The organism is Pelomonas sp. Root405 (assembly GCF_001425165.1).
In the GTDB taxonomy this organism is placed as follows: Bacteria; Pseudomonadota; Gammaproteobacteria; order Burkholderiales; family Burkholderiaceae_C; genus Pelomonas.
Map to the genome: position 1 here is coordinate 32,494 of NZ_LMDU01000005.1, position 16,465 is coordinate 48,958.

The 16,465-nt window shown below is 70.7% G+C and carries 20 protein-coding genes; all 20 read right to left on the minus strand.

What is annotated here, in order from left to right:
- Window positions 1-21: 21 nt before the first annotated feature.
- The 20 genes from ASC81_RS08605 to ASC81_RS08700 all read right to left on the minus strand — a co-directional run bounded on the left by ASC81_RS08605 (window position 22) and on the right by ASC81_RS08700 (window position 16,438).
- On the minus strand, window positions 22-477 hold the full coding sequence (locus tag ASC81_RS08605; RefSeq protein WP_156391918.1) for a hypothetical protein: 456 nt from the start codon (window positions 475-477) through the stop codon (window positions 22-24).
- 95 nt (window positions 478-572) lie between these two features.
- Window positions 573-1,358: a type III secretion system export apparatus subunit SctT gene (gene sctT, locus ASC81_RS08610; RefSeq protein ID WP_056265315.1), complete on the minus strand. Its 786-nt coding sequence runs from the start codon at window positions 1,356-1,358 to the stop codon at window positions 573-575.
- Window positions 1,358-1,633 carry a type III secretion system export apparatus subunit SctS gene (sctS, locus tag ASC81_RS08615; protein WP_056265319.1) on the minus strand — a complete coding sequence of 92 codons (276 nt, stop codon included), beginning with the start codon at window positions 1,631-1,633 and terminating at the stop codon, window positions 1,358-1,360. Before sctS ends, sctT begins: the two co-directional genes overlap by 1 nt.
- A 114-nt stretch (window positions 1,634-1,747) precedes the next feature.
- On the minus strand, window positions 1,748-2,407 hold the full coding sequence (gene sctR, locus ASC81_RS08620; protein ID WP_056265322.1) for a type III secretion system export apparatus subunit SctR: 660 nt from the start codon (window positions 2,405-2,407) through the stop codon (window positions 1,748-1,750).
- An 8-nt stretch (window positions 2,408-2,415) separates the two neighbouring features.
- The gene (locus ASC81_RS08625; protein WP_056265325.1) at window positions 2,416-3,096 is read right to left on the minus strand and encodes a hypothetical protein; all 681 of its coding nucleotides are present in this window, start codon (window positions 3,094-3,096) and stop codon (window positions 2,416-2,418) included.
- Window positions 3,093-3,734, minus strand: a complete 642-nt coding sequence (locus ASC81_RS08630; RefSeq protein ID WP_082536377.1) for a response regulator transcription factor — start codon at window positions 3,732-3,734, stop codon at window positions 3,093-3,095. The genes ASC81_RS08625 and ASC81_RS08630 overlap by 4 nt, the downstream gene beginning before the upstream one ends.
- On the minus strand, window positions 3,731-4,789 hold the full coding sequence (locus ASC81_RS08635) for a sensor histidine kinase (RefSeq protein ID WP_082536378.1): 1,059 nt from the start codon (window positions 4,787-4,789) through the stop codon (window positions 3,731-3,733). Before ASC81_RS08635 ends, ASC81_RS08630 begins: the two co-directional genes overlap by 4 nt.
- Window positions 4,786-5,793 (minus strand): hypothetical protein, encoded by a 1,008-nt coding sequence (locus ASC81_RS08640; protein WP_056265334.1) that lies wholly within the window; start codon window positions 5,791-5,793, stop codon window positions 4,786-4,788. The genes ASC81_RS08635 and ASC81_RS08640 overlap by 4 nt, the downstream gene beginning before the upstream one ends.
- Window positions 5,790-6,401: a hypothetical protein gene (locus tag ASC81_RS08645; RefSeq protein ID WP_056265336.1), complete on the minus strand. Its 612-nt coding sequence runs from the start codon at window positions 6,399-6,401 to the stop codon at window positions 5,790-5,792. The genes ASC81_RS08640 and ASC81_RS08645 overlap by 4 nt, the downstream gene beginning before the upstream one ends.
- Before the next feature lie 4 nt (window positions 6,402-6,405).
- The gene (locus ASC81_RS08650) at window positions 6,406-6,879 is read right to left on the minus strand and encodes a hypothetical protein (RefSeq protein ID WP_056265339.1); all 474 of its coding nucleotides are present in this window, start codon (window positions 6,877-6,879) and stop codon (window positions 6,406-6,408) included.
- A gap of 73 nt (window positions 6,880-6,952) precedes the next feature.
- Complete coding sequence (locus ASC81_RS08655) at window positions 6,953-8,284, minus strand: FliI/YscN family ATPase (RefSeq protein ID WP_082536379.1); 1,332 nt, start codon at window positions 8,282-8,284, stop codon at window positions 6,953-6,955.
- Window positions 8,281-8,922, minus strand: a complete 642-nt coding sequence (locus ASC81_RS08660; RefSeq protein WP_056265346.1) for a FliH/SctL family protein — start codon at window positions 8,920-8,922, stop codon at window positions 8,281-8,283. The genes ASC81_RS08655 and ASC81_RS08660 overlap by 4 nt, the downstream gene beginning before the upstream one ends.
- A complete protein-coding gene (locus ASC81_RS08665) occupies window positions 8,919-9,434 on the minus strand; it encodes a hypothetical protein (protein ID WP_056265350.1) in 516 nt (171 codons plus the stop codon). The genes ASC81_RS08660 and ASC81_RS08665 overlap by 4 nt, the downstream gene beginning before the upstream one ends.
- Entirely contained in the window at window positions 9,427-10,158 is a 732-nt protein-coding gene (gene sctJ / locus ASC81_RS08670; protein ID WP_056265353.1) for a type III secretion system inner membrane ring lipoprotein SctJ, read from the minus strand. The genes ASC81_RS08665 and sctJ overlap by 8 nt, the downstream gene beginning before the upstream one ends.
- A complete protein-coding gene (locus ASC81_RS08675; protein WP_056265359.1) occupies window positions 10,155-10,550 on the minus strand; it encodes a hypothetical protein in 396 nt (131 codons plus the stop codon). Before ASC81_RS08675 ends, sctJ begins: the two co-directional genes overlap by 4 nt.
- The gene (locus ASC81_RS08680) at window positions 10,547-10,843 is read right to left on the minus strand and encodes a hypothetical protein (RefSeq protein WP_056265363.1); all 297 of its coding nucleotides are present in this window, start codon (window positions 10,841-10,843) and stop codon (window positions 10,547-10,549) included. The genes ASC81_RS08675 and ASC81_RS08680 overlap by 4 nt, the downstream gene beginning before the upstream one ends.
- 60 nt (window positions 10,844-10,903) lie before the next feature.
- Complete coding sequence (locus ASC81_RS08685) at window positions 10,904-11,899, minus strand: hypothetical protein (protein WP_056265367.1); 996 nt, start codon at window positions 11,897-11,899, stop codon at window positions 10,904-10,906.
- A 5-nt stretch (window positions 11,900-11,904) separates the two neighbouring features.
- Complete coding sequence (sctC, locus tag ASC81_RS08690; protein WP_056265370.1) at window positions 11,905-13,785, minus strand: type III secretion system outer membrane ring subunit SctC; 1,881 nt, start codon at window positions 13,783-13,785, stop codon at window positions 11,905-11,907.
- On the minus strand, window positions 13,782-15,764 hold the full coding sequence (locus ASC81_RS08695) for a flagellar biosynthesis protein FlhA (RefSeq protein WP_056265373.1): 1,983 nt from the start codon (window positions 15,762-15,764) through the stop codon (window positions 13,782-13,784). Before ASC81_RS08695 ends, sctC begins: the two co-directional genes overlap by 4 nt.
- Window positions 15,761-16,438: a lytic transglycosylase domain-containing protein gene (locus tag ASC81_RS08700; RefSeq protein ID WP_056265376.1), complete on the minus strand. Its 678-nt coding sequence runs from the start codon at window positions 16,436-16,438 to the stop codon at window positions 15,761-15,763. Before ASC81_RS08700 ends, ASC81_RS08695 begins: the two co-directional genes overlap by 4 nt.
- Window positions 16,439-16,465: the final 27 nt, after the last annotated feature.

The window sequence follows — 16,465 nt, forward strand, 5'->3', positions numbered from 1 at the left end:
TGTGAGGCAGTGGATTTCAGCTTAACGAGACTGGCGGCGGCTGGCGATTGCGGCTGCCCCTAATTCGAAGTCGCCTTTCGCTGCTGCGGCGTCTTGCTGGGCCACGGTGGCGAGCGTCGGCGGCCGGGCTTGCCGATCACCTTCGTTGACGAACACGCGCTGGCCGTCGCGCTGCAGCGTGTCCTCGGGCCTGATGCGGTCTGCGGATTGGCGGCTCAGGTTCACGGTCAGCGTCTCCACCGCCTCGGTCGGCGTGTCGCGCCGCACCGCACCGGTGACGCGGTAGGTGGGCAGCGGCAGCACGCTCAACCAGCCATCGACCGCCTCCGGCAGCAGGCCGTCCACCGCGTCGGCCAGGGGCTCGGGCAGCTCCAGGTCCCGGTCGGCCGGCAGCGGGTCAAGAAGAACGGGTTGGCTGTTGCTGTCGGCGTTGCCGTACATGGGGCCGGCGGACCGGGTGCTATTGACGTTGCTCATGATGGATGCCGTGCGGTGTGGTGTTGCCGCCCCATTTCAGGCCAGTCCGGCGGCGCAGGCAATTGCGGTCGCTGCTGTTTCTGAAGGTTAGCGGCTCAGCCGAACAAGCGCTTCAGCAGGTCCATCACCACACTGGGCCGGGCCAGCAGTTCCTCGTTCAACAGCGCGACCAGGCTGCCCAGCTGCAGCAGCAGCACCAGATGCCCGACGACGGCCTTGATGGACATGGACAGGCTGAACACATTCAGCTGCTGCGCGTAGCGGTTGACCAAACCGAGCACGCCGTCCACCAGGTAGAGCAGCACCAGCGACGGCGCGGCCACCAGCAGCGCCAGTCGCAGCATGCGGCCGAACTCGGCCTCGAAGGCCAGCATGCCGATGGGGATCAGCCGCCAGTCGCCATGGATTGGCCAGAACGCGAAGCTGTCCAGCAGCAGCGCAGCAAACAGCATGAAGCCGCCCGAGGCCATGAAGACCCAGCTCGCCAGCCGCGCAAGGAAAGCGCCGGTCAGCGAGGTCTGGTGGCCTGACAGCGGATCGAGCACCTGGGCCATCGACGAGCCCACCTTGGTATCGATCAGCTGGCCGGCCATCTCGAACGACCACATCAGGCCCGCGAACAGAAAGCCCAGGGCTGCGCCGATCATGGCCTCGCGGCCGTAGAGCAGCGCCCATTGCCAGCCGCTGAGGTTCAGCGGCTTGAGCTCCTGCACCAGCAGGCCCAGCATGCCCAGCGCGAGGAAGATGGCGTTGCGGATCAGCGCCGGGATCAGGTCCTGCGTGAACAGCGGCACCAGCAGGAAGGCGACCGCCACCCGCATCGTCGACAGACCCAGCAGCAATGCCGCATCCGCCGGGTGGCTGACCCAGAACTCATACATCAGTGCTTGATCTTGACCATGCCCGGGAACTCGCTGAACACCTTGTCACCCAACTGGTAAAGGCTGCCGCCCAGCAGCGAGGCCGTGATGAAGATGGTGATGACGATGGCGAAGAACTTGGCCACGTACTGCACCGTCTGCTCCTGCAACTGCGTGGCCGCCTGCACGAAGGCGATCAGCAGGCCGACGACGGCCGCCACGATGATGGGCGGCGCCGACAGCAGCAGCACCAGCCACAGCGCCTGTTGAGTGAGTTGGATGACGTCGCTGTTCATGTCATGTGGAGTGAAGCGAAGGCAGGAACGCAACCACAGAGGCACAGAGACACGGAGAACAGCCGCTCTGCATTACCTCTGTGCCTCCGTGGCTCTGTGGTTGCCTTTGGACTTTCATGCTTGGTAAGTCAACACCAGGCCGTGCGTCAACTTCACCCAACCATCGATCAGCACGAACAGCAGCAGCTTGAACGGCAGCGACACGGTGGTCGGCGACAGCATCTGCATGCCCATGGCCATCAGGATGTTGGAGATGACCAAGTCGATGACGAGGAAGGGCAGGAAGATCAGAAAGCCGATCTCGAAGGCCACCGTCAGCTCGGTCACGGTGAAGGCCGGCACGATGACGAGGAAGTCGCGGTCCGTCAGCTTGGCGGCCTGCTCGGGCTTGAGGCTGCGCTGTGCGGTCTTCAGGAAGAAGGCGCGCTCCAGTGGCCGACTGTGTTTGATGAGGAACTCGCGCAGCGGCTCCTTGGCCGTGTCTGCGGCGGCCAGCATCTCGCTGGTGGAGCCCTTGGCCAGGCCCGGCGAGGCGCTCAGGCTTTCCTGCATCTGCAAGCCGACGGGGTACATCACATAGATGCTGAGGATCAGCGCCAGACCGTTCATGACGACGTTGGGCGGAACCTGCTGCAAGCCCATCGCATTGCGCAGCAGACTGAGCACGACGACGAGCTTGGTGAATGACGTGACCATCACCGCCACGAAAGGCGCGAGGGCCAGCAGGATGACGGTGATGAGGGCCGAGGCCGGCGTGAAGGTGCTGAGATCCATGGACCGGACTAGATCGCGTCAATTCGGAAAGCCTGACCCGTGCCCCAGGGCACGAGGCGGCCGCGGGCGCGCACCGCATCCGGCCGCGCGGCGTCGATGAGCTGGCAATGCGGCGGCGGCACCGGCACGGGACCGCACCAGCCCATCACGACATCCAGCGTCAGCGGCTGCTCCCAGCGCGCGACCAGTTGCCAGGGCTTATCACCTGCGGCCGACTCGCCACGAGCGCGTGGCTCGGGCCGTACCGGCTCCTCCAGCAGCAGCAGACCGCCCGGCTCCAGCGCCGCCAGCTCCTCGTCGCCGAGGCGCCATTGCGCCATCAGGCATTCGGCCGGCGTCGCCTGCCATTGCAGACCTGGGACTTCAGGCGGCGCGGCCAGTGCGCGCAGCGCCGCCCAGGGCAGGGACAGCCGTGCCTCCGCCTCGGCGCCGCGCCAGCTGGCCTGGGCGCCGCCCGTGATCATGCCGCCCGTGGCGGCCACCCATTGCCATGGCACGTCGCCCAGCAGGCCCGCCGCAGCGAGGCCATCGAGCAACTCGCCCGCCAAGTCCAGCACGACGGCCGCCTCGGCGGCGCAAGGCGGCAGGTCGCCGGGCGTGAACTCGCCCGCGCTGATGCACAACCGCGCCGGGCCCGCCAGGTAATGCCAGGTCAGTGCCTGTGTCGAGGCTTGCGGGATCGAGCTCATGCGCGCCTGCTGACCATGATCCTGGTCAGCTCCGTGACCGACTTCGCCTTCATCTTGCGCATGCCGCGTGAGCGATACAGCTCCACGCTCTTGAGCGACAGCTTGATCTCGTCGGCGATGTTCTTGTTCATCAGGCCCTTCACCACCAGGGACAGCACCTGGCGCTCGCGCGGCGACAGCGTCTGCGAGCGGCGCTCGAACTCCTCGCGCGAGCCTTCCACGTCGGCGTCGATGCCGGCGTCCATGTCGGTCGGCGCGAAGGCGCGGTCCAGCGCCGCGCTCAGGGCCACGTCGTCGAGCGGCTTCTCCAGCAGCGAGACGGCGCCGCGCTTTTGCATCGCGGCCACGGCCAGCGGCACGTCGGCATGGCCGCTCATGTAGATGACGGGCAGGTGGATACCGCGCTCGCGCAGCGCGTCGTGCAGGTCCAGCCCCGACAGCTCGGGCATGCGCACGTCCAGCATCAGGCAGGTCGACTCGGGCCAGGTGGTGCCCACGGCCACGCGGGCCAGGGACTGCAGCGCATCGCGCGGGTCGCCCCAGTCGCGCACCTGGCAGCCAAAGCCTTCGAGCCAGAAGCGCAGCGAGTCGCGGAACTCGTGGTTGTCGTCCACCACATAAATCTGCCGAGGTGTCATGCCGTCTTCTCCAGGGTGGGTGAGGTCGCCGCCATCAGGGGCAGCGCAAAGTGAAAGCAGCAGCCGCCGGACTCTCGCCGCGTGAACCACAGGCGGCCCTGGTGCATCTCGATCAGCGAGCGGCAGATGGACAGGCCCAGGCCCATGCCGTTGGGCTTGGTGGAGCTGAAGGGGACGAACAGGCGCGCCTCGGTCTGCGGCGTGATGCCGGGGCCGTTGTCGCCCACGCGCAGCTCGGCGCGGCCGGCTTCCACTTGCAGCTCGATGTCGATGACGGGTTCGGTCGGCCGGTCCAGCCGCAGCGCGTCCAGCGCATTGCGCAGCAGGTTGATCAGCACCTGCTGCAGCATGACGGCATCGCCCTGCACGGGCGCCTCGGTCAGCGGCAGGCGCAGCACCAGGCGCACGGACTCGCGCTGCAGGTCCCAGTCCAGCAAGGCCAGGCTCTGGTGCACCAGGTCGACCAGGTCCAGCCGCTCGGTCTTGGGCTGGCGCGACTGCGTGTACTCGCGAATGCGGCCAATGATCTGGCTCGCATAACTGACCTGTTGAACGGCCTTGTCCAGCGCCGCCAGTTCGTCGGTGCTCTCCGGGTGGCGGCGGGCCAGGCGCAGCTTGAGGCCGCGCAGCAGGTTGACGGTGGCGCCGATGGGCTGATTGAGTTCGTGCGCCAGCACGCTGCCCATCTCGCTCACGGTTAGCGATCGCGACGTGAACAGCAGCCCCTCGCGATCGTCGAGCTGGCGCTGCAGGTGATGCAGGCGCTCACGCTCGTCGTCCAGGCGCAGCAGCACATGGCGCGCATCCAGCGCCACGCGCTGGGCCACGTATTCGCCGCTGACGCCGCAGCGCGTGCGCGCGCCCAGCGGTGCAGACAGCGCCGTGGCCAGGCCGTGCAGCGGCAGCGCCCAGTCTTCGGCCAGCCCGCCGGGCTCGCCGGGCAGCAGGGCCTGCATGGGCGCGTTCAGCGCCACCAGGAAGTCGCCCTCCAGGATGGCCAGCGCCTCGCCGAGGTCACCCAGCGCATGCATCAGCGTCGCATCCACACGTGTCATGCGCTCTCCTGCGGCCACAACGGCTGGTTGCACAACAGCCAGGTCAGCGACGACCGCGCGCCGAGCAGGGCCCGAAGGCTGGGGCTGGCGGGCGCCTGCACCAGCACCTCGGCCCACTGCGCAATGCCGGGCGCGACGTCGTCCAGGCGCAGCTCGCAGCTGACCTGGCCCGGCGCCAGCGCGCGAGCACCAACCAGCTCGCGCAGCGTCCGCGCACGGCCCTGGGCCGACAGGCCCACGCGCACGGCCCACCAGCGCTCGCCGATGGCCGGTCGGGCAGCGCGCCAGCGCGCGGGCCAGCGTCGGCACTGCCAGGTGCCGGCGTCACGGCTCGGCAGCAGGCAAGCCAGGCCAACCGGACTGGCAAGCAGCACCGGCAGGCCCAGGCGCCAGGCCTGCAGCGCGGGGCGCAGTGCATCGGCCGAGGCGGGATCAGCGGCCGCGCCGCGCAGCCGGGCGAGCAGAACCTGCGCCCAGGCCGGCATGGCCTCGGCCTCGGCCTCGCTGTCGGCGTCGCTGTCGGCCAAGGGCAACGGTTCGTGTAGGTCTGCCTCGTCGTGCGGCGCATCGCGACCGGCGTCGTCGAACAGCGCTCGCCAGGCCGATGCGTCCTGCACCCGCCAGCGCAGCTCCGGCCCGCCCTGCAAGGCCAGCGGCGTCAGCAGCACCGGCGCCATCGGCAGCACCGCCGCGTTCGCGTCGACCGTCCGCGTCGCGGCCACCGGCTGGTCGCCAGGCAGGCCGGCTGCAGCGAGCTGGACCGGCAGTGCCGTCGCTGCACGAGGGGTCTCGTGCGGTGCCGACACGGGCGCCGGCGCCACGTCGGGATGGGCTGTCGCTTCCAGCGTCGCCTCGGCGGCGGGCTGGACCTGCAGATCGGCGTGCATGTCGCCTGCAAGATGAGGCTGGGTCACCGCGTCGCCCAACGTCGCATGCATCAGCGCTTGCCACGCCTCCCAGGTTTCAGCGGCGGACACCGGTTGAATCGCGCCAATGCCGCTCATTGCTCGACCTCATCCAGCGGCGGGAAGCGCTTGCCGGACCGCACATCGGTCAGGCGGGGACGGAGCACGTCGTGGCCGACCTCGCGCAGCCGCTTGTCCAGGTCGCTCAACTGCTGGCGCGCCTGCGATTGCGCGACCGGCGGCACGCGCAGCTCCAGGTTCAGCGGTGCCAGCGGCTGGGCCTGCTCGACGTGCAGTTGCCAGGTCTGCCCCGCGGCGGTGGCGGGCAGATCGACCTGCCAGGTGCGCGCCACCGGCACGGCAGCGGTGTTGGCCTCGGCGAGCTGTTGCAGCGCAACGACCTTCTCGGTGGTCGGCGTGGACGGCGCCACGGCGCCGACGAGCACCGGTACATCGGGCGCCGGCTGGGGCGGCGTTCGCGTGACGGGCAGCGTTGCGAGCGGCTGGCCTTCGGGCTCGGGCTCGGCTGGTGGCGTCGTCTCCTCGTCCCGCGCGCGCAGCCGCAGCAGGGCGTTGCGCCAGTCGGGCTCGGCGGCGTGGGCTGGGACGGGCAGCGCCTGAGGCGGCAGCGAATCGGGCGACGCCAGACCGTGCTGCAGACGCGGCAACAGGGCGGCCAGGGCTGGGTGGATGGGCAGCAGTTTCATAGGCTCAATGCAATGCCCGGCAGGCGTCTTCGGCTTCCAGCTCGGCGCGCTGTTCGCGCGCCTGGCTGGCTTGCCGGCGTTGGTCCTTCAACGTGGCATCGACGGCGGCCTCGCGGGCCTCCGCGCGCACCAGCTCGGCGCGGCGCTGGCGCACGGCGTCCTGCGCCCGGGCGAGCGCCGCCTGCTCATCGATCAGCGCGTACTCGTCGCGCTCCAGGCGTTCGGCCAGCGCTTCGCGATGGGCCACCACCTGCTCGCGCCAGCGCGGCATGCCGACGCAGCCGGCACCGCCCCATTGCCGGGCCAGCTCGGCGATCAGGTTGCGGCCATGCTCCACGCGGGCCTCGCGGTCCTCGACAACCGCGCGGGCCTGCGCCTCTTCGCGCTGCGCCTGTGTCAGTGCCTCGCGGGCCCGCTGCACGCGCAGCTGGCGCAGGCGAAGCCATTGGCGGGCGTCCGTGGCCGACAAAAGGTTCATTGGTGCACCCTTCGGCCTGCGGCCTGTCCCGCCAAGCGGGAATGAGCTTGCTTGGGGCGGCCCGGCGCGGCGCTCACGACACGATCTCCCGCAGATGCTGCAGGCAGCCGTCCCAGTCGCTGGCCTCGTGCGATCCCTGCTGCAGCAGGGCCTTGATCTGCGGCATGCGCTCGATGGCCTGGTCAGCGAGCGGGTCGCTGCCGGCCTGGTATTCGCCCACGCGCAGCAGGAACTCGACCTCCTTGTGCCGCGCCATCAGCGCGCGCAGGTGGGCGGCGTCGCGCTGCTGCTGCGGAGACGTCACGCGCGTGAACACGCGGCTGGCGCTGGCGAGCACGTCGATGGCCGGGTAGTGCTGGGCCTGGGCCAGCGCGCGCGACAGCACCAGGTGGCCGTCGAGGATGGAGCGCACCTCCTCGGCCACCGGGTCGCTACCTTCTTCGTCCTCCGCCAGCACCGTGTAGAAGGCGGTGATGCTGCCGTGGGCGTCGTTGCCGGCGCGCTCGAACAGCCGCGGCAGCTCGGCAAATACCGACGGCGGATAGCCGCGCCGCACGGCCGGCTCGTTGGCCGCCAGGCCGATCTCGCGCAGGCCGCGTGCAAAGCGGGTGACCGAATCCATCATCAGCACGACACGCGCGCCCTCGGCGCGAAAGCCCTCGGCAATCGCCGTGGCCGCGTGGGCCGCTCGCACGCGCTCCAGCGCCGGCCGGTCCGATGTGGAGACGACAACGACCGAGCGCGCCAGGCCCTCGGCGCCCAGGCTGTCTTCCAGGAACTCGCGCACTTCGCGGCCGCGTTCGCCGATCAAGCCGATGACATTGACCTCGGCCCGCGTGCTGCGCGCCAGCATGCCCAGCAGCGTCGACTTGCCGCCGCCGGCCATCGCGAAAATGCCCACGCGCTGGCCTTCGCCCACGGTCAGCAGCGCGTCGATGGCGCGCACGCCGCAGACCAGCGGCTCGTGCACCGGGCGGCGCTGCAGCGGCGAAGGCGCGTCGCGATACAGCGGCACGCGCGGCAGGTGGTTCAACGGCGGGCCGCCGTCCAGCGGCTGGCCGAAGGCGTCGATGACGCGACCGAGCACGCCGCGGCCGCTGGGCAGTTGGGCGACATCGTTCAGCACCTCGACCGCCGCGCCCACCGGCACGCCCTGCAGCGACCCCAGCGGCGCCAGCACAGCCTCGTGGCCCTGGAAGCCGATGACCTCGGCCAGCAGGCCCACCTCTTGCGGTTGCAACGGGTCGAAGACGCGGCAGCTTTGCCCGATGCGGGCCTGCACGCCGGTGGCGCGCATCAGCGTGCCGCCCGCCTGCACGACGCGGCCCAGGGTCGCGACGGTGCGCAGGCGCTGCAGGCTGCGGCGCAGCGCGTCGGGGTTGGTCGCGTCGAGTGCCATCGTCATGGCCGCAATCCCCAGGCCCGGGCCAGGCGCTCGACTTGCGTGGGCAACGCTGCATCGGCACTGCCGAACTCCGTGGTCAGCCGGCAGTCGTCCTCGGCCAGTTCGGCATTGCCGACGATCTCGGCGCCGCTCAGGCCGGCCTTGTCGTCCGGGTCGAGTGTGACCAGTGCCGCGCGCAGACCCGCGGCTTGGCTGGGATGCACCTGCAGCCGCCATGTGCGCGCCGGCAGCAGTTCGCGCGCGGCCTGGGTCGCCAGACGGGCCAGCTTCTCCTCGGCCGGCAGCTCGCCGAGCAGCTTCTGGAACACCTCCAGCGCCAGAGCGCCGACCGACTGCTGCAGGCGTTGGCGCTCGGCCTCGTGGGCGCGGCTCAGCTGGACGATTGCGTTCGACAGCTCGGCGCGCGACTGCGCCTCGGCCTGGGACAGGCCCTGCTCCAGACCCTCGGCACGCGCCTGGGAGCAAGCCTGGTCGACGCGGGCCTGTTCCTGCGCTGACAGCTCGCGCAGGTCGGCCAGCAACTGCTGCGCATCTTGCAAAGCCGGCACTTCGGCGGCGCGCAGCACGCGCCGGTCCGACGCGATGCCCAGCCGCGCCTGCGGGTCGCGATGCCAGAGCATGAAGCTGTTCGCGTTCATGCAGCCACCCTGGATTGCAACGCCAGCGTCTCGTGCAGCACCGCCAGCGCCGTGGCCTGCGGCATGACCCAGGCTGCGACCGGCCCGAGGCGGCGGCTGGCCGCGTGGCGCAGCGAGCCATGCGGCAGGCCGGCCATCAGCACGGCCGCGCCGGCCTCGGTGAACTGCTGGCTCAAGGCGGCGGGCGTCGACACATCGGGCCAGTCGCTCAAGCCGCCGGGCAGACCGTCAGGGAGCGGCGGCCAGTCCTGCGCGTCGCGCACGGCCCGCCACCAGGGCACGCCCAGCGCCGTGCGGGCCAGCTCGCGCAGTGGCCCGGCGATCCACAGCCGCAGCGCCGGTGCGGCCAGCACCGAGCCGCAACGCAGCGCCAGCGACAGCAGCTCGCTGCGCTCCAACGCCAGCCAGGCGGGCGCGGCGTCGAGCTGCGCCCAGGTCAGCGTGCGCGCCTCGGCGGGGGCGTCCTCCAGCAGGCGCCGCGCCACCTGGGCGCGAAGCTGGCGGTCAGTCATGGGCGGCTCCCGGCAGGGCCAGTTGTGCCGCGGCCCTGCGGCGCCGCCAGGCCATCACGCCGGCCGCGCCCAGGCTGGCCGTGCCCAGCGTGATGGCCAGCACCAGCGGCACGCTGGCCTGGGTCGCGGTGGCGGGTGGCGCCACCGGCGTGGGCTCGGCGACGAAGGCCACCACCGAGACGCTTTCGTAGGGCAGCCCCTCGACGCTGTTGACCACCAGCGCGCGCACCTTGGGCAGCAGGGCCTCGGCGTCGAAGCCGGGGCGGTGCTTGATCATCACGGAGGCTGACGAGGGTTGCACCTTGTCGGACAGCGGATGGCGCTCGGGCACCACCAGCGTCACGCGCGCCTGCAGCACGCCGTCGATGCTGGTCAGCGTGTGCGACAGCTCCTGCGAGAGCGCGTGCATCAGGCGCGCGCGCTCTTCCACGGGGGTGGAGACGAAGCCCTCGCGCTTGAAGACCTTGCCCAGGCTGTCAAAGTCCTCGCGCGGCAGACCCTGGGCCTTGAGGATCTGCACGGCGCGGGCGAAGTCGTCCTCGCCGGTCGTCACCTCGAAGCCGTCCTCGCGCGCCTTCTTGTGCGCCGGCACGCCGGCCAGCCTCAGCGCCGACACCATGTCGTTGGCCTGGCGTTCGTCGAGCTTGGCGTACAGGGCCTGCTCGCCGCAGGCGGCGAGCAGGGTGAGGAGCGTCAGCGGAAGAAGGCTTCGGAGTGGCTTCATGACTGCTGGCGGAAGAGTTGCTGGAGACCTTCAGAGGTCCGGTTGGCGATGTTCGAAGTCAGCTGGCAATGGAACATGAACTCCTGGCAGCGCACGGTCAGGTTGACCAGCTCGCCGGGGGTCAGGGCTTGTCCCGAGGCGGCAGCAGCACGGGCGTCGCGGCCGAGGGACGCCGCTTCGGCATTGATGTGCTCCAGTGGCTGCACCAGGCGCTGCATGGCGGCCGCAGGCGGCTCGACCGCGCGCGCGTCCATGCGCTGCATGGCGCTGCTGAGCGCGCGCTCGAAGCCACCCGCATCGGCAGGGCCGAGCTGCCCGAGCGCCGACAGCGACGCGCCCGCACCGAGCTGGACCTCGGGCACCGCGGTGGCGATGGCGAGGCCGGATGTCACTGCTTGCGCGCCATGGTTTCGAGGGCGGAACCCACCGTCGCGATGGCGGTGTGCGAGCTGTTCGCCAGGAAGCTCATCTTCAGCGACATGGCGGTCAGCTCGGTCACGTCCGCGGGCTTGTCGGCGCCCTGGCCCATGCCGGCAGACTTGGCTTCGATGTCGGCGGCCTGCTTGTCCAATGCCTGGCCCCAGGCGTCGGCCATGGCTTCGAACCAGGAGCCACCGCTGGTCTTGCCGGTGCTGGAACCGGTGACGGGTGCGGCGGCGAGAGAGCTGAGAAGTGAGTTGGACATGGAAGCTCCTGATGGGAGTGGCAGGGGAAGGGTGGGTGAACGACGGAAATCGGCGCGTGTTCAGAGCGTCAACTGGGTGCGCTGGCCGTCGCGCTCGACGGTCACGCTGCGTTCGGCGATCTGCACGACGCGGTGGCCGCTGGGCAGCAGGGCGCCGCTGAAGTAGCGGGCGCCATCGGCGGTGACGAAGTAGGGGCTGTCGGTGTTGTCGACCACGGCGACCAGGCGCTTGGCCGGGTCCTCGGCGGGCGGTGCCGGTGTGGCGGTGGCCACGACGGGCGGCTGGTTGTCGACACGCAGCTTGGGCAGCCGGGCGACATCGCGCCGGGCCGCATCGGCGGCGGCCTGTACCTTGGCAGCGTCGCGCTCCTGGGTGCGCAGCACCAGCTCGCCGTCGGGCGACCAGGCGGCCTGAGCCCTGACGCCGTGCAGGCGGAACACGTCCATCACGCCGGCCAGCTGCTCGGCCGGGCTGGCAGCGGTGGCGGGTGCGGCCGGGGACGCTGGCATGACCTTGGCGACCACCTGGCCGGCCTCTCGCAGCGTGCCGCCCTGCCAGGCCAGCATGACGCCGCCTGTCACCATGACCAGGCCGAGCGCCGTCAGCACGCCCTCGATGAACGGGCGCGGTTGGGCGGCGGGCGCGGGCGTGCGCTGTGGGGCCTGGCTGCCGGCGAGCAGCTCGGGGCCATCGTGCAAGACCGGCTCGGGCCAGTGCGCCTGGTCGGCCGGGCCATACGCCACGCGGGTGTCGCCCAGTTCCAGCGGCTGGCCGGGCGCCCAGGCGTGCACGGTGATGCCCGGCTCCAGCGCGCGCTCGGCCAGCACGGCGTGGCCGGAGATCAGCTGCAGGCCGACCCGGTCGGGGCCCGTCGGTGTCAGGCGTGCATGGAAGTCGAGCTGGCTGGACAGCAGGATGTCCGCGAACTGCGTGTCGCCCTGGTTGCCGGCGTTCTGGCTGCAGATCAGCAGGTCCTGTTGCGGCTCCAGGCGGGCGCGCGCACCGGCCTGGCGGCCGGCCAGCACGCGCAGTTCGAGCAAGGGCTTCATCAGCATGGCGATCACTCCTGGGGTGCGGTGCTTTCGCTGGCCACGGCCTGGGTCGTCGTTGTCGTCGTCGACTCGACGGACGCTGCGGGCGCAACCGGCGCGGTCGACGCGTTGGGCGCCGCCGGGTTGGGCAGCGGCTGGCGGGCCTTCTCCATCACGTCGGCGGTCGCCTTGCTGCTGGCCAGGCGCGGCGTGATGAGGAACATGCGCTCGATGCGCTGGCCACCCTTGCGCTGGGTCTTGAAGAGGTTGCCCAGCACGGGGATGTCGCCCAGCACGGGCACCTTGTCGACGCCGGCGTTGGAGCTGTCGCGCACCATGCCGCCGATCAGCAGGCTCTCGCCCTCAGAGATCAGCGCCTGGGTGTTGATGCCCGACCGTTCGACGATGGGCAGGTTGTCCACGCTCTGGCCGGTCAGGCCGCCGTCCTCGATCTGCACCAGCAGCTTGATGCGCGGGGTGTCGTCGCCGTCCCTGAATACATGCGGCGTGACGCGCAGCCGCGTGCCGGCCGTGACGTTGAAGAGGTCCACCTCGTCACGCCCGGCCACGCGCACGTAGTAGGTCGAGCTGTTGTCGAACACCGCCTCGACGTTGGACAGCGTGACCACCTGCGGGCTGCTGACCACCTTGGCCGCGCCGTCGCTCTGCAGCGCCGTGATGCGGGCGACGAACGGGTAGCGGTCGCCGATGACGGCGGAGATGACACCGCCCTCGGCGCTGGGTGTCGGGTCCACGCGGCCGTTGAGGCGGTTGTCGCTGGCCGTGCCGTTGCCGAACATCAGGCTGGACAGGCCGCGGTTGTAGCGCCAGTTGATGCCCAGCTCGCGCATGCGGTCGGTGTTGATGTCGATGATGGTGGCCTCGATCTCCAGCGACTGCGGCTCGACGTCGAGCGACTTGATCAGCGCCGCGTAACGCTCCAGCCGCTCGGGCAGGTCGCGCACGATGACGGCGTTCAGCCGGGGGTCGGCCTCGATGCGCGGTGCGAAGTCGGGCGGTGGCGGTGGCGGCTCCGCGGAGGTCGCCGCGGGCATCGCATAGCCGGCATCGCTGAGGGCGGCCACCAGCGTGTCGGCGCCGCGCACGCTGGGTGCGGCCTCGTCGACCAGGCCGAGTGTGGTGGTGTTGCCGCCGCCGGCACGCAGCGAACCGCCGCGCATGCGCTGGCTGCCCTGGGCGCGCGCCGGGTCGCTGGCGACCTGGGTGCGCGGTTTGGCCGGCTGGCCGGTTAGCGAGCGCAGGATGCTGGCCACGCCGGGCAGCGTGGTCTGCTGGCCGCCGAAGCTCATCGGCACGTCCTGCGCCCAGGCATAGCGCAGGTAGAAGATGCGGTAGTCAGGCAGGGGCTGCTGCTGGGGCTGGGGCATCCAGCTGTTGACGGCCGCCGCTGCCGTTGTGGGCCGGACCTGGCGCACCAGCTCGTCGATCTGCTGCACGAAGCGACGCGCGCCCACGGCCAGCAAGGCACCGTCGCCGCCGAACTTGAGCGTGTTGCGCGCATCCGGCAGCTGCAACGCCTGGGCGGCGCGCTGCACCTGGGCGGCGGTGGCGGGGCTGAGCAGATAACTGCGTGTCTGCGTGTCACCCGCCGTGGCGATGTAGAGCACGCCGCCGTCGTAGTAGCTCAGCAGGTTGTAGGCGCGGCTCAGGTCGCGCAGGAGCTTGGTGGGCGTGCCCTCGAAGCGGCCGTTGACCTGGCCCTGCACGCCGCTGACGACGACCGGGATGTCGGTGCCCGAAAACAGGCCTTGCAGGAACTGCTCGATCGGCTGGTCGCGGGCCTCCAGCTTGACGGGGCGCAGGCCTTCCGGCAGCGGTGCAGCCGACAGGGGCAGAGCTTGGGCCAGCAGCAGCGCGCTGGCGGCTGCGAAACGGAGTGTGGATGTCATGCGGCGAGAAGCGCGGTCTGGGGGGAGGCCTGCGGTAGCGCTTGGGGGCAGGGCAAATGGTGCAGCGGCGTGAGCCTCAGCGTGGGCAGCAATTCGTGGAAGGACAGCACGGGGGTGTCGAAGCACTCGGCCTCGACGAGCTTGCGCAGGTGCCAGCGCAGGTCGATGGCACAGACGATGGCCTGCGGTCGCAGCGCGACGATCTGGGTCTGCACTTCTGCGGAGAACTGGCGCGCCACATCGGGCGAGATGGCGAGCTGGGTGACGCCGCCGCTGACGTGCAGGTTCTGCCGCATCAGGGCTTCCAGCTCGGGCGACAGCAGCAGGGCCTGCAGCTCGCCGCTCGGGCAGACGCGGTGGTGGGTCTGGCGGCGCAGGGCGATGCGGGTCATTTCCGTCAGCGCCTGCACGTCCTTCTCGCGCTGCGCGGCCTCGGCCAGCGCTTCGAGGATGTCGCGCAGGTTGCGGATCGAGACCTCCTCGGAGGCGAGGCGGCGCAGCACCTCGGTGACCTTCTGCACCGGCAGCGCACGCAGCACCTCCTTGACCACGTCGGCGAGGTCGGCCTGGGCGCGGGTCAGCAGCTCGCTGGTTTCCTGGATGCCGATGAACAGCGCCGCGTTGCGGCGCAAGGCCTGGCGCACGTGCTCGGCGAGCAGCTGTGGGTCGTCGGCCTGCGTGCCCTCTGCCAGCGGCACCTCGTGGGCCAGCAGCCGCCAGCCTTCGCGATTGACGCGGCCGTGCAGCGCCACGCGCGGCAAGGGCAGGCCGCGGTCGAGCTGCAGATCGTCGAGCATGGTTTCAACGGCGCGCGTCACGGCCAGGCCGCCGTCAGCGAGCAGCTTTTGCGGCAGCTCCAGCAGCAGCGGCACCGACGGCCGCACGCGCGGCTGGGCGATGCGAACGACGGCCGATTCGGCCTGCGCACGCTTGCTGCGCAGGTTGGGCATGCGCTCGGTCAGCCAGTCACGGCTCTGGGGCATCAGCATCAGGCCTGCGGCTGCGAAAACCAGCGCGAGCGCGCCGAAGACCAGCGGCGGGAAGCCCGGCACGGTAGCCAGCAGCACGCAGATGCCGGCCGCCATCAGGTGCACGCGCGGCTTGGCGCCGAGCTGCTTGCGGATGGCGTCGCCCAGGTGGCGGTCGTTCTCGTCATCGTTGGTGCGCGTCACCAGCAGGCCGGCCGCCATCGCGCCCAGCAGCGCCGGGATCTGCGCCACCATGCCCTCGCCGATGGTGAGGATGGAATAGCGGTGCACCGCGTCGCCCATGCTCATGTCCTGCTGCAGCACGCCGATGGCCAGGCCGCCGAGCAGGTTGATGAGAATGATGACGATGCCGGCAATGGCGTCGCCCTTGACGAACTTCATCGCGCCGTCGAGGCTGCCGTGCAGCTTGCTTTCAAGCTCCAGCGTGCGGCGGCGGCGCTTGGCCTCGTCCTTGTCGATCAGGCCGGAGCGCAGATCGGAGTCGATGGACAGCTGCTTGCCCGGCATCGCGTCCAGCGAGAAGCGCGCCGCCACCTCGGCCACGCGCTCGGCGCCCTTGGCGATGACGATGAACTGCACCACGGTGATGATGAGGAACACCACCAGGCCCACCACCAGGTTGCCGCCCGCGACCATCTTGCCGAAGGTCGCAATGATGTGACCGCCGTCCGCATGCAGCAGGATCATCCGCGTGGTGGCGATGGAAAGCGCCAGGCGGAACAGCGTCGTCATCAGCAGCACGCTGGGAAAGACCGAGAACTCCAGCGGCCCGCTGACGTAGACGGCGATCAGGATCAGCACCAGGCCCGATGCGATGTTGACGGCCACCAGCAGGTCGATCAGCCACAGCGGCAGCGGCAGCACCATCAGCGCGACGATGGCGACGATGCCCGCGACCAGGAAGAGATCGCTGAAGCGCGCGATCAGCCCTTCGCGCGGCTGGTCGCTCGCCGCGAAGTAGCCTGACAGGCCATCAGGACGCGAGTTCATGCGCGGTCCCCGAACCAGCGCCGCAGCTCGGCATACACGGCCATCACATTGCGGACATACGCCTGCGTTTCGGCAAAGGGCGGCACGCGCCGGCCATGGCGTTCGACGGCGCCCTCGCCGGCGTTGTAGGCGGCCAGCACCAGCACCAGGTCATTGCCGAAGCGGGCCTGCAGGCGCTTGAGGTACTTGGCCGAGGCCTCCAGATTGGCCTGCGGCGTCAGCAGGTCGCGCGCATCCGCCACGCCCAGGCCGCGGCCGGTTGCTGGCATGACCTGCATGAGCCCGCGCGCACCGGCATGTGAAATCGCCTGCGCCTGGTGGCGCGATTCGATGTGGGCCACCGCATGCAGCAGCAGGGGGTCGATGTCGTGCCGCACGGCGACGTCGGCCATCAGCGGCGCCAGGGCGCGGATGCGCGCCTGACCCGCGGCGTCGCGGTGGACCGGTGCCGGCTTCGGCGTAGGTGGGGTCACGGCTGCGCGCTGAAGCACCGGCGCTGGCGCTGGTGCCTCGGCACGCACCGTCGCCGTTTCCGCCTGTGCAACGACCAGCGGCACCGCGCTCCTGACGACGGTGGCCATGCACAGCCGCTCGGACAGTGCAAAGCCGCCGGTGCCGACCACGGGGGCTGCGTCGAGCAGCGCTTCGGCTTGCTGCGGTTGGCAGCCCGCCACGGCCTGCGCGCTCGCAAGGCTTGCGCC

Coding starts and splice junctions, on each gene's coding strand:
- ASC81_RS08630 (WP_082536377.1), bottom strand. CDS start 3,734: ATGACACCTCGGCAGATTTATGTGGTGGACGACAACCACGAGTTCCGC.
- ASC81_RS08655 (WP_082536379.1), bottom strand. CDS start 8,284: ATGACGATGGCACTCGACGCGACCAACCCCGACGCGCTGCGCCGCAGC.
- sctS (WP_056265319.1), bottom strand. CDS start 1,633: ATGAACAGCGACGTCATCCAACTCACTCAACAGGCGCTGTGGCTGGTG.
- ASC81_RS08645 (WP_056265336.1), bottom strand. CDS start 6,401: ATGAAACTGCTGCCCATCCACCCAGCCCTGGCCGCCCTGTTGCCGCGT.
- sctR (WP_056265322.1), bottom strand. CDS start 2,407: ATGGATCTCAGCACCTTCACGCCGGCCTCGGCCCTCATCACCGTCATC.
- ASC81_RS08640 (WP_056265334.1), bottom strand. CDS start 5,793: ATGAGCGGCATTGGCGCGATTCAACCGGTGTCCGCCGCTGAAACCTGG.
- ASC81_RS08625 (WP_056265325.1), bottom strand. CDS start 3,096: ATGAGCTCGATCCCGCAAGCCTCGACACAGGCACTGACCTGGCATTAC.
- sctC (WP_056265370.1), bottom strand. CDS start 13,785: ATGACATCCACACTCCGTTTCGCAGCCGCCAGCGCGCTGCTGCTGGCC.
- ASC81_RS08680 (WP_056265363.1), bottom strand. CDS start 10,843: ATGTCCAACTCACTTCTCAGCTCTCTCGCCGCCGCACCCGTCACCGGT.
- sctJ (WP_056265353.1), bottom strand. CDS start 10,158: ATGAAGCCACTCCGAAGCCTTCTTCCGCTGACGCTCCTCACCCTGCTC.
- sctT (WP_056265315.1), bottom strand. CDS start 1,358: ATGTATGAGTTCTGGGTCAGCCACCCGGCGGATGCGGCATTGCTGCTG.
- ASC81_RS08695 (WP_056265373.1), bottom strand. CDS start 15,764: ATGAACTCGCGTCCTGATGGCCTGTCAGGCTACTTCGCGGCGAGCGAC.
- ASC81_RS08650 (WP_056265339.1), bottom strand. CDS start 6,879: ATGAACCTTTTGTCGGCCACGGACGCCCGCCAATGGCTTCGCCTGCGC.
- ASC81_RS08660 (WP_056265346.1), bottom strand. CDS start 8,922: ATGAACGCGAACAGCTTCATGCTCTGGCATCGCGACCCGCAGGCGCGG.
- ASC81_RS08605 (WP_156391918.1), bottom strand. CDS start 477: ATGAGCAACGTCAATAGCACCCGGTCCGCCGGCCCCATGTACGGCAAC.
- ASC81_RS08665 (WP_056265350.1), bottom strand. CDS start 9,434: ATGACTGACCGCCAGCTTCGCGCCCAGGTGGCGCGGCGCCTGCTGGAG.
- ASC81_RS08685 (WP_056265367.1), bottom strand. CDS start 11,899: ATGCTGATGAAGCCCTTGCTCGAACTGCGCGTGCTGGCCGGCCGCCAG.
- ASC81_RS08635 (WP_082536378.1), bottom strand. CDS start 4,789: ATGACACGTGTGGATGCGACGCTGATGCATGCGCTGGGTGACCTCGGC.